11 protein-coding genes and 2 riboswitches are annotated in these 11,933 nt (G+C 36.0%); of the genes, 7 read left to right on the top strand and 4 right to left on the bottom strand.

The annotated features are described in order from the left end of the window. Positions 1 to 26: 26 nt before the first annotated feature. Positions 27 to 136: riboswitch (SAM riboswitch) on the bottom strand. Between the two features lie 204 nt (positions 137 to 340). Further along, a riboswitch (SAM riboswitch) is annotated at positions 341 to 450 on the top strand. Positions 451 to 520: 70 nt separating this feature from the next. The 6 genes from DN389_RS16730 (at position 521) to DN389_RS16705 (ending at position 8,230) form a co-directional block, all read left to right on the top strand. Beyond that, positions 521 to 2,353, top strand: a complete 1,833-nt coding sequence (locus DN389_RS16730; protein WP_098189910.1) for a bifunctional homocysteine S-methyltransferase/methylenetetrahydrofolate reductase — start codon at positions 521 to 523, stop codon at positions 2,351 to 2,353. Further along, on the top strand, positions 2,353 to 5,751 hold the full coding sequence (gene metH / locus DN389_RS16725; protein ID WP_088123400.1) for a methionine synthase: 3,399 nt from the start codon (positions 2,353 to 2,355) through the stop codon (positions 5,749 to 5,751). Before DN389_RS16730 ends, metH begins: the two co-directional genes overlap by 1 nt. An 18-nt stretch (positions 5,752 to 5,769) precedes the next feature. Beyond that, entirely contained in the window at positions 5,770 to 6,828 is a 1,059-nt protein-coding gene (gene murG, locus DN389_RS16720; protein ID WP_046956340.1) for an undecaprenyldiphospho-muramoylpentapeptide beta-N-acetylglucosaminyltransferase, read from the top strand. A gap of 96 nt (positions 6,829 to 6,924) precedes the next feature. Beyond that, positions 6,925 to 7,185 (top strand): DUF3966 domain-containing protein, encoded by a 261-nt coding sequence (locus tag DN389_RS16715; RefSeq protein WP_000817963.1) that lies wholly within the window; start codon positions 6,925 to 6,927, stop codon positions 7,183 to 7,185. Positions 7,186 to 7,287: 102 nt separating this feature from the next. After that, entirely contained in the window at positions 7,288 to 7,662 is a 375-nt protein-coding gene (locus tag DN389_RS16710) for a nucleoside 2-deoxyribosyltransferase (protein WP_088123399.1), read from the top strand. 79 nt (positions 7,663 to 7,741) lie between these two features. Continuing rightward, positions 7,742 to 8,230, top strand: coding sequence for a hypothetical protein (locus DN389_RS16705; RefSeq protein ID WP_000764277.1), 489 nt, complete (start codon positions 7,742 to 7,744; stop codon positions 8,228 to 8,230). A 125-nt stretch (positions 8,231 to 8,355) separates the two neighbouring features. On the opposite strand, the gene DN389_RS16700 is transcribed toward DN389_RS16705, so the two are convergent. Further along, complete coding sequence (locus tag DN389_RS16700) at positions 8,356 to 8,667, bottom strand: hypothetical protein (protein ID WP_001093232.1); 312 nt, start codon at positions 8,665 to 8,667, stop codon at positions 8,356 to 8,358. Positions 8,668 to 8,921: 254 nt separating this feature from the next. On the opposite strand from DN389_RS16700, the gene DN389_RS16695 reads away from it, so the two are divergent. Continuing rightward, a complete protein-coding gene (locus DN389_RS16695) occupies positions 8,922 to 9,137 on the top strand; it encodes a DUF3912 family protein (RefSeq protein ID WP_001008334.1) in 216 nt (71 codons plus the stop codon). A gap of 215 nt (positions 9,138 to 9,352) precedes the next feature. Here DN389_RS16695 and DN389_RS16690 read toward each other — a convergent pair whose 3' ends face one another. The 3 genes from DN389_RS16690 to DN389_RS16680 all read right to left on the bottom strand — a co-directional run bounded on the left by DN389_RS16690 (position 9,353) and on the right by DN389_RS16680 (position 11,917). Then, a complete protein-coding gene (locus DN389_RS16690) occupies positions 9,353 to 10,747 on the bottom strand; it encodes an L-cystine transporter (RefSeq protein WP_088123398.1) in 1,395 nt (464 codons plus the stop codon). 106 nt (positions 10,748 to 10,853) lie between these two features. Continuing rightward, on the bottom strand, positions 10,854 to 11,096 hold the full coding sequence (locus DN389_RS16685; protein ID WP_000440719.1) for a DUF2626 domain-containing protein: 243 nt from the start codon (positions 11,094 to 11,096) through the stop codon (positions 10,854 to 10,856). Positions 11,097 to 11,221: 125 nt separating this feature from the next. Beyond that, positions 11,222 to 11,917: a helix-turn-helix transcriptional regulator gene (locus DN389_RS16680; RefSeq protein ID WP_088123397.1), complete on the bottom strand. Its 696-nt coding sequence runs from the start codon at positions 11,915 to 11,917 to the stop codon at positions 11,222 to 11,224. Positions 11,918 to 11,933: the final 16 nt, after the last annotated feature.

Genomic DNA, 11,933 nt, shown 5'->3' with positions numbered 1-11,933 from the left:
AGGCTTTCGGTTTGAATAGAGTCTTCTTCTCATCTGTCAAATCTTTCACAATTTGCTGGAATTAGCACCTTATTAACAAATGTTAATGGTTGCTGAGGCGTCATAGGGCCAGTCCCTCTACCTCTCTAGATAAGAATGTTCGTATGAAATTTTTATTATGTTTTTAACTTTACAACAAAAGATAATTGAATTGCAACTTTATTTTAAATAATTTTTATTTTTCCGCAAGTGTCATTGACTTTTGCATTTGTGCATGCTAAATTTATTAAAAAATTAACAAACATTGTTAAAAGGGGAACGTATTTCCTTTTAGCTACATAAATAAAATAATAAAGACAAACTCTTATTGAGAGCGGTGGAGGGAAAGGCCCTGTGAAACCCAGCAACCTTCAAACGAAATGTTTGAAACGGTGCTAATACCTGCAAAACGAATGTTTTGCATAATAAGAGGAGGAACAATTATGTCCCCCTCTTCAAAGTGAAGAGGGGGTTTTTATATTGATAGAAATGAGGGAGATTTGTGAAATTACTAGATTTATTATCAAAAGGAATTGTAATAGGTGATGGTGCGGTTGGGACGTTATTACATTCACATGGTTTGCAAAGTAGTTTTGAAGAATTGAATATATCTGATCCAGATTTAATTATATCGATTCATAAGCAATATGTAGCTGCTGGGGCTGATGTGATTCAAACAAATACGTACGGAGCAAATGAAGCGAAATTACGTATGTATGGTTTAGAAAATCAAGTTACTGAAATTAATAGAGCCGCAGTAAAACTGGCGAAAGCATCTGTTATAGACAGAAATGCAATTTTAGGAACAATTGGTGGTATGAAACATATCGGAGCTGTTACGACAACTGATATGGAAAGAGAATTTATGTTACTGGAACAGGCAAGTGCATTACTAGAAGAACAGGTTGATGGACTGCTATTAGAAACTTTCTATGATGAGTTTGAATTACTTCATGCTGTTCAGGTGTTACGAAAACAAACGAATATTCCAATTGTAGCTCAATTAGCATTGCATGAGGCAGGTACAACTCAAAATGGAAATGATGTAAATGAAATATTAAAACAGCTTTTAGATTACGGTGCAAATGTCGTTGGATTGAACTGTCAACTAGGGCCACTTCACATGACGGAAGCTTTTAAAATGATATCGATTCCGCAAAATGGCTACTTGTCAGCATATCCGAATGCAGGTCTCCCAAATTATGTGGAGGGACGTTACGTATATGAGGGAAGTCCAGCTTATTTCGAAGCGATGACACCGAAATTTATTGAGCAAGGTATTCGGTTATTAGGTGGTTGTTGTGGCACGACTCCAGAACATATTGAAAGTATGAAACGTGCAATTGCAAATGTTACACCTGTAATAGAAAAGGATACGATTCAAAGACCGAAAGTAGTTCATACACACGAGAAACGTTCAAAAGCTCATGTCACATTAGCAGAGAAAGCAAAAAAACAAACGACAGTAGTAGTGGAATTAGATCCACCGAAAACGTTAGATACGCAGCGATTTTTTGAAGGCGCAAGAGCATTGAAAAGAGCTGGTGCAGATGCTATTACTCTAGCAGATAATTCATTAGCATCGCCTCGCATCTCGAATATGGCAATGGGGGCATTATTAACGAAGCACGATATTCCGGTATTGACGCATTTAACGTGTAGAGATCATAACGTCATTGGACTACAGTCTCATTTATTAGGCTTATCGGCGTTAGGTATGGAAGAAGTGTTAGCTTTAACTGGTGATCCAGCACGCGTTGGTGATTTTCCAGGTGCTACTTCTGTATATGATTTGTCCTCTATTGAGCTCATTAAAATGATTAAAGAAATGAACGACGGGCGCTCGATTTTAGGGAAATCAATTGGTCCAGCAACAAGGTTTTCAGTGGGAGGTGCGTTTAATCCGCATGTAAGACATTTAAAAGCAGCGGTTAAGCGAATGGAACGGAAAATAGATGCTGGAGCGGAATATTTCTTAACGCAGCCAATTTATGATATCGCGTTAATTGAAGAAGTGTATGAAGCGACAAAGCATTTGGAACAACCTATTTTTATTGGGATTATGCCATTAATAAGTAAAAGGAATGCAGATTTCCTTCATTTTGAGGTGCCGGGTATTACTCTACCTGAAGAAATAAGGGAGAGAATGGATGGACATGAAACGAAAGAGGCAGCAATTGAGGAAGGGATTCGCATTTCACAAGAATTGATCGATGCGGCGATGAAATATTTTAACGGCATTTATCTTATTACACCATTTCTAAAATATGAAATTACAGAACATCTTGTTAAATATGTGAGAGAAAAGCAAGAAGTGAAAGAAGGTATTAACTGATGAAATGTATAGAAGAAAAATTAAAAAATGACATCTTAATATTAGATGGTGCAATGGGAACAATGATCCAGCAAGAGGACTTAACTGCGGAAGATTTCGGAGGAGAAGAGTACGAAGGCTGTAATGAATATTTAGTAGAAACAAGGCCTGATGTCATTTTAAAGATTCATAAAGCTTATATTGAAGCTGGAGCGGATATTATTGAAACAAATACATTTGGGGCGACGAATATTGTATTAAGTGATTATGAGTTGTCTCATTTAGATGAGGAATTAAATGAGAAGGCAGCACGTTTAGCGAAGCAAGCGGTCAAAGCAAGCGGGAAGGAAGTATATGTTGCGGGAGCAATGGGACCAACAACGAAAGCGATTAGTGTTACAGGTGGTGTGACGTTTGAAGAATTAATTGAAGCCTATACACGGCAGGCTAGAGGCTTATTGAATGGCGACGTAGATGTATTACTCGTTGAGACGAGTCAAGATATGCGTAACGTGAAGGCTGCTTATATTGGAATTCAAGCAGCTTTTGATGAGCTAAATAAAATTGTACCTATTATGATTTCAGGAACGATTGAACCGATGGGAACGACTCTGGCCGGGCAAACAATTGAGGCTTTTTACTTATCAGTAGAACATATGAAGCCATTATCTGTTGGATTAAACTGTGCGACCGGTCCGGAGTTTATGAGAGACCATATTCGTTCACTATCTGATTTGTCGGAGTGTTACATTTCTTGTTATCCAAATGCAGGTCTTCCTGATGAAGATGGACATTATCATGAATCTCCATCTTCTCTCGCTGAAAAAGTGAAGCGATTTGCTGAAGAAGGATGGGTTAATATTATCGGTGGTTGTTGTGGCACAACACCAGAACATATAAAAGCAATAAAATCCGCGTTAGCTTCTCTTAATCCACGTGAACACCACGAAAGAGCTGGACACGGGGTTAGTGGATTAGAGGCACTTCAATATGATGACTCTATGAGACCATTATTTGTTGGTGAAAGAACAAACGTTATTGGGTCACGTAAATTTAAACGATTAGTAGCAGAAGGGAAATTTGAAGAGGCTGCTGAAGTCGCAAGAGCGCAAGTGAAGAAAAATGCTCATATTATTGATATTTGTATGGCAGATCCTGATCGCGATGAAATAGAAGATATGGAAAACTTCTTGGCAGAAGTTACGAAAGTGTTAAAAGTACCAATTATGATTGATTCAACAGATGAAAATGTGATGGAGCGAGCTCTTACTTATATTCAAGGAAAAGCTGTTATTAATTCAATTAATTTAGAAGATGGAGAAGAACGATTTAAAAAAGTGACGCCGCTTCTTCGGAAATATGGTGCTGCTATTGTTGTAGGAACAATTGATGAAGATGGTATGGCGGTTAGTGCAGAACGAAAACTCGAAATCGCGAAAAGAAGTTATGAGTTATTGACGACGAAATATGGTATACGCCCGTCAGATATTATTTTTGATGCACTTGTATTTCCTGTAGGTACAGGTGATGAAGAATATATTGGTTCAGCGGCAGCGACGATAGAAGGAATTCGCCTTATTAAAGAAGCCTTGCCAGAGTGTTTAACGATTTTAGGTGTAAGTAACATATCTTTTGGTTTACCACCAGCTGGCCGAGAAGTATTAAATTCCGTCTTTTTATACCATGCAACGAAAGCAGGATTAGATTACGCAATTGTGAATACGGAAAAATTAGAACGGTATGCGTCAATTCCAGAGGAAGAAAAACGTCTTGCAGATGCATTACTTTTTGAAACGACGCAAGAGACGTTAGAAGAATTTACAAATTTCTATCGCGCGGCAAAAAAGAAAGATGTCGTTACCCAAGAAACATTAACTCTTGATGAAAGGCTGGCAAATTACATTGTAGAAGGTACGAAACAAGGACTACAAGAAGATTTAAGCCTTGCACTTACAGAAGGAAGAAAACCTTTGGATATTATTAATGGCCCACTTATGACAGGAATGGATGAGGTGGGACGATTATTTAATAATAATGAGCTTATCGTTGCCGAAGTATTGCAAAGTGCTGAAAGTATGAAAGCTGCCGTAAGCTATTTAGAGCCACATATGGAATCTAGCGAGAGTGCGAAAAAGGGGAAAGTATTATTAGCAACTGTTAAAGGTGACGTACATGATATTGGGAAAAACCTCGTTGAAATTATTTTATCCAATAACGGATATGAGATTATTAATTTAGGAATCAATGTTCGTTCGGATCGAATTGTTCAAGAAGTACAAGAAAAGAAGCCTGACATTATTGGTCTTTCTGGTTTATTAGTAAAATCAGCGCAACAAATGGTAACGACTGCTGAAGATTTAAAAGCGGCAAATATTGATATTCCAATCGTTGTAGGCGGGGCAGCGTTAACGAGAAAGTTTACAGATAACCGTATATCCCCATCATATACAGGGCTCGTATGCTATGCGAGTGATGCGATGACCGGGCTTGATATTATTAATAAGCTTCAAAAAGAAGAAGAGCGCGAGAAGATGAAACAAGATAAAAAAGAGCGTCATCTTCATATCGTAAAAAAAGAGGAGAAGAAAGTAGAAATTCCAGCAGTAATCGAACCATTACCGAAGGCTGAGGTTATGATACCTGATTCAACAAAGCGAATTGTATTACGAGATATTCCAGTTGCACATCTCGCTCCATTTTTAAATAGACAAATGCTACTTGGACATCACCTTGGATTAAAAGGAAATGTGAAGAAGCTTTTGCGAGAGGGAGATAAGAGAGCACACGAATTAAATGATTTAATAGATGAATTATTGCAGGAAGGACGATCTTGGTTAAAACCGAAAGCGGTGTATCAATTTTTCCCAGCGCAAAGTGACGGACAAAACATTGTAATATATGATCCAGAAGATCATACACGTGTTATAGAGCGTTTCACATTCCCAAGGCAAGGAAAAGCACCATATCGTACTTTAGGTGATTATTTACGACCAGTTGGAGATGAGATGGACTATGTTGCTTTCCTATCTGTTACGGTTGGAGAAGGCGTTCGGGACATTGCTGAAGAGTGGAAGGCGAAGGGGGATTATTTACGCAGTCATGCGATCCAATCGTTAGCGCTTGAACTAGCAGAAGGTCTTGCTGAAAAAACACATATGCTCATTCGTGATCGCTGGGGTATTCCAGATTCACCAGAACTGACGATGGAAGAACGTTTCCGTACGAAATATAGAGGGATACGAGTGTCTTTCGGTTATCCAGCATGTCCAGAACTTGCGGATCAAGAAAAGTTATTTCGCCTTATTCATCCAGAAGAAATAGGTATTTCATTAACAGAAGGATTTATGATGGAGCCAGAAGCATCTGTAACGGCTATGGTATTTTCTCACCCTGAGGCAAGATATTTTAGTGTATTATAGTGTAGAAGGGGGAGACGTATGAAGAAAATAGTCTTTACAGGTGGCGGTTCGGCAGGGCATGTAACACCTAATTTAGCCATCATTCCACATTTACAAGAACAGAATTGGGATATCTCGTATATTGGTTCTCATCAAGGGATTGAGAAAACGATTATAGAAAAGGAAGGCATTCCGTACTATAGTATTTCAAGTGGAAAGCTACGTCGTTATTTTGATTTAAAAAATATAAAAGATCCTTTTCTTGTAATGAAGGGTGTTATGGATGCGTATGTAAGGATTCGAAAACTAAAACCGGATGTGATTTTTTCAAAAGGTGGTTTCGTATCTGTACCAGTCGTAATTGGAGGCTGGCTAAATAGAGTCCCTGTTTTATTACATGAATCTGATATGACGCCAGGACTAGCAAACAAAATTGCGCTCCGTTTTGCTTCGAAAATATTTGTTACATTTGAAGAAGCTGCGAAACATTTACCGAAAGAAAAAGTAATCTATACAGGATCTCCTGTACGTGAAGAAGTGCTAAAGGGAAATCGTGAAAAAGGTTTAGCGTTTTTAGGTTTTTCACGTAAAAAGCCAGTTATTACAATTATGGGAGGAAGTTTGGGCGCAAAGAAAATTAATGAAACGGTTCGAGAAGCGTTACCAGAACTTTTGAAAAAATATCAAATTGTTCATCTTTGCGGAAAAGGTAATCTTGATGAAAGCTTACAAAATAAAGAAGGATATAAACAATTTGAATATATACATGGAGAACTGCCAGACATATTAGCGATAACAGATTTTGTTATTTCACGTGCGGGCTCTAATGCAATTTTTGAGTTTTTAACATTGCAAAAGCCGATGGTTTTAATTCCGCTATCGAAATTTGCAAGTCGTGGAGATCAAATACTAAATGCAGAGTCTTTTGAAAGACAAGGATATGCTTCCGTATTGTATGAAGAAGATGTGACTGTGAAATCACTTATAAAGCATGTCGAAGAATTAAATCAAAATAATGAGATGTATAAAACAGCACTAAAAAAATATAATGGAAAAGAAGCAATTCAAACAATCATTCAACATATTTCAGAGGCATGATGAAACAATCATGTCTTTTTTAGTAGGATGAAAGATTCCAAGGATTGATATTTTTATGTTACAATAACAAATGGATTAGTAGGGAAATTCCAATTAATGAAGCGTGAAAATACGAATGGATTAGGAGTGACTGTGTTGGAGCTAAGTCTCTATGAAAATACTGCACTTATTATATGCTTTGTGTTGTACGTTGGTAGTGTTATTGTTTATATTTCAAGGAAATTTTCGCAAGAAAGAGAGCTTGAAAAATCAGAAATAACAGCTGAACTAGAAATGTTAGCTGATGAAAGTTATAAAAAGAAGAAAATAAAAGAAGAGCATGAAGAATCCCATCATTTAAACGCAAATAAGTTTTAAAGATGGGGATTTTTTTTTGAAGTCGTTCTTTAGTTCTTTATTATGTTTATAGCAAGTAACGCTAAAAGGAGTTTCCCGTACATAATGAAGGAGTGTATATAAATGAATTTTTATGTCGCCTCAGGATTCCAAAATAAACATCTTGTACGTTCTATAGCAAATGAACTGAAACATGCAGGATGGCACCATACATATGATTGGACAAGAAATGAAAGAGCAGTGAATCAAGATCAATTAAGAGAAATTGGTCAGGCAGAAAAGAATGCTATTAAAGAAGCGGATGTCTTTTTACTTATATTAGATGGCGGAAACGGGAGCCATACAGAGTTTGGAATGGCGATTGCGCTAGAGAAAAAGATATATGTATATCATGAAAGAAACCCGCTTCAAACAACGTTCTATCATTTGCCAGAAATAAATATTTTTGAAGGAGATGCAACTGAATATGCATCTTATGTTATGAATCATGTGAAATAATAGTAACGACCTAAAAGGTTATAAAAGTGATCTTTTGGGAACAGTGATGATAAGAAACGTATATAAAGGAGTATATAATATGAAATTAGAAAATGGATGGGAAACGAGCTTTTTAGAAGTTGTACAAAATAGCGAATTTAAGAAAGGGGCCGTTCTTAGTCAATTGCTTTGTGAGGACAGTGAAGAAGTAGAAGAGCTTGTGGATGATTACGGATATGAAGAGATTATTGAACGCGAACATGATGATGAATTAGCAGAAGTTTTAGGTGAAGAACTTTTCGATGAGATGGAACGACATGTATTCTTATCTTCACAGCCAGAAGAAAAACTTATTTCATTCGTAAATGGATTAGGTTTTCATGTGTTAGATTGGATCGTTCTTCTTGAAACAGAATTTGGCATTGATAGTGTACACTTTACGTCGGACGCCGTGAAAATGTTAGAAAAGCGCTTTAGACAATTTCCATACATAGAGGATAAGACGATATTTGATATGACATTTGGAGAAGCAATGGATGTATTACAATCCATTACAGGATTACAACTGAAGGAAAAGATGAACGTATAATGTAAAAAAAGAACGTGATATCCTCACGTTCTTTTTTTACATTATAATAATTTTGTCATCTAGTTTTGTTTGAACGGATGAACGTATAATGTAAAAAAAGAACGTGATATCCTCACGTTCTTTTTTTACATTATAATAATTTTGTCATCTAGTTTTGTTTGTCCGCTAAGAAGTGCGTTTAAATATTCCACTTTCCTTATACAGGCCTGTATATGTCTTTCAACCTCTTGTAACTCTGCTTGGTGATGTGTTTCAATCGGATGAATTTGTACGTTGAATTTTTCAAACTGACTACTATATGTTATTTCTGCATAGCCGCTCATAATATCCATTTCGTTATGAAATAAAAATTGTTTCGTTTTGTCACAGAATGATACATTCTGAAAGCCATATACTTTTAATGCGTCAATTACTTTTTTAATCATTTTTGTATTCATTTTTTTTAACCCTCTTTGCGAAGTTCTACTTATATATTATAACATAAAAAATTACATAGAAAGCGCTTCCAAATGTATTTTATTATAAACTTTACGTTTCAATCACAAAAATGAAACAAAGAAAAAATAATTGTAAAGAAGGGAGGACTCTTTTATTGTTTCGTCATATATATAGAGAAATAGTGCAAGGAAAGGAAAATTTCCGAATTTGAGTTCGTATTTCAAATTTAAGCGCAATAAAAGAGGTGAGAGACTTGAACTTTGATATTGTAGGACAAAAAGCATATATAAAAGATGGACCGCATCGGAACCGAATTGGAATTGTAAAGAACAGCGAGACAAAATTAGAATCGCAGTTTGCTATTGTAATTGGAGAACAAATCATTGATGTAGAGCTAAAGGATATCGTGTTAGTTGGAGTAGACGTAGGACAATTTCATAAATGGTGCGAACAAAATGGTTATTTGTGAAAAGGACGGGCTGTGAGATAATGAAATATATTTGAGAAAAGAGAATATATTATTGTATTCTCTTTTTCTATGTGTAAGGAGACGGAAATGAAGTATAAAGAACGAGATTTTACATAGTGTTTGAGACAATATGTTATGCCTTATGTATAAAAGAAAAAGAGGAAGATGGAAAGAACTAAAAAAGGACGCTAACATTTTTGTTAGCGTCCTTTTTATTAAGAAGCAATTTTACCAGTTTTTGTATCATCTTGATTGTACGTATCTTGATCTAATTCACCAAGCCATTTACTAGAAATAAGGCCTGCTGTCATAGAACCACTTACGTTAAGAGCTGTACGACCCATATCAATTAATGGTTCAACTGAGATAACAAGAGCGACAATGCCGATCGGTAAGTTCATTGTAGATAGTACGATTAACGCTGCGAATGTTGCACCACCACCAACACCGGCAACACCGAATGAACTAATCGCAACGACAGCGATTAAAGTTAAAATAAATTGTGGTTGTAATGGATCGATTCCTACAGTTGGAGCGACCATCATTGCAAGCATTGCTGGATAAATACCTGCGCAACCGTTTTGTCCGATGGATACTCCGAATGATGCCGCAAAGTTTGCAATCCCTTCGGAAATACCAAGCTTTTCTTTTTGCGCTTCAATATTTAATGGCATTGCACCAGCACTAGAGCGAGATGTGAATGCAAATGTTAATACAGGGAACACCTTTTTTAAATATTGAATTGGATTTAAACCAGATAGAGCAATTAATAATAAGTGGATAACGAACATTACGATAAGTGCCACGTAAGACGCTAACACGAAGTTACCAAGTTTTAAAATAGCATTTATATCGCTACCAGCAACTGTTTTTGCCATAAGAGCTAATACGCCGTATGGAGTAAGGCGTAAAATTAGTGTTACCATACGCATTACAATTGCATATACAGCATCAAGCATTTTCTTAAATAGCTCTGCTTGTTCTGGATATTTTCGTTTTACACCTATAAAGGCGATACCGATAAAGGCTGCAAATATTACAACAGAAATTGTTGATGTTGGACGAGCTCCTGTTAAATCAAGAAACGGATTTGTAGGTAACAGCTCTAATAATTTATCTGGAATTGTTGTTTTTTCAATAGAAGTAAATCTTTCTTCAACTAGCTTCAGACGAGCAGATTCTGCATCACCTTGTTGCAAGCCTGTTGCTGATACATCAAATCCTGCACTTGCAGCAATACCGACAGCTGCAGCGATTCCTGTAGTAAGAATTAAAATTCCGATAATAAGACCACTAATTTTACCAAGGTTTTTCGTTAACTGTAATTTTGTAAATGCGGAAATAATAGATACTAAAATAAGTGGCATAACGATCATTTGAAGTAATTTCACATAACCGTTACCGATCAAGCTAAACCAAGTATTTGATTCAATAATTACTTTAGAAGTTGGCTCATAAATAAATTGTAATATAAGACCGAATATAATTCCGACTCCTAAAGCAGTAAATACACGTTTATTAAAAGATACATGCTTACGTTGCATATAATATAATACGCCAACTAAGATGAGCATGACTGCAACGTTAATTCCGACAAGCAGTGTATTCATGTTGATTCCCCCTAATTCCAATCTGTTATATAGAATATAAGGTAATAAAACCTATAAGTCAACTAGGGAATTGCGGAATTAAAAAAAAGATGGCAAAATGCCATCTTTAATGTCCAGCTCCAGGGACAAGTAAAAACGTCGTGTAGTATGTAAATCCTATGAAGAAAACAGTTAAATATGCCCCGAATACGTATATATACATACGCTCTGTTAAATTTAAATAGCTTAAAAGTACGAAGAAACCTGTTTGTCCTAAAAATAGTAGTGCGGCCTGTTGCATATCCCCTACGTAAAACATAACCGAGAAAATTCCAGTCCAAAAGCCGAGAACGCGAAACATGCGCTCCATGCCATCTCCCTCCTTTTCTAAAAAAAGTAAACCTCTCCTCATTATAGTTTATTTTTCTTACTATTGTAAATATTCATTCATATAAAAAGAAGCCAATTATAATTGGCTTCTTTTTATATGAGAAATTAAATTGTTAGTTTATAATTACAAGATTTACATCCATCTAGTAGACTATCGTTTCGAGTTAATTCCGTGTTAGGGAATAGGATTTCAAAAATTCCTTTCATCATATCTCCGTGCATATTACAAATTTCAGTTGGGTGATGAACAGCAACTTCTTTAAATGGACAATTGTGTACATCATAGAAAATTTTCGTTCCATCTGCACTTAATTCAAATGCAGGTGATAAACCAGCTGTTGAGAAAGCTTCTTTTGCAATTTGGACTTTTTGCTCTACTGTTAAAGCATTTTCGTTCACATGTAAACGCTGCATATGTTGTTGCATTAACTCGGACCCGAATTGTTTTCCTGTTTCGTATAGCGCTTTTTCACCAGCGGCGCCAAGGCTAAGTAAAGAATTAAATGCTATTCTTGCTAACAATTGATAATCGCGGAATGGAAATTGTAATTGAATCACATCTTCAGATAATACATATAATCTGCTTGGTCTTCCGCCTTTTCCAGTTTTTTTCGTTTCCGATTTCAGCATATGAACATCTTCTAATTTAGATAAATGTAAACGTGCTACGTTTGGATGAATCTCAAACTCATCTGCAATTTCTTGTACAGTTACGTAACTATGTTTTTGAGAAATATATTTATAAATGTAATAACGAGTTGGGTCAGATAATACGCCTGTAATTTTTAAAGCTTGTTCCATGAGGATCTCCACCTTT

Source organism: Bacillus sp. AY3-1, from assembly GCF_008368785.1.
Lineage (GTDB): Bacteria > Bacillota > Bacilli > Bacillales > Bacillaceae_G > Bacillus_A > Bacillus_A wiedmannii.
Note: the sequence above shows the minus strand (reverse complement) of the source record. Positions and strands in the feature narration are given on the sequence as shown.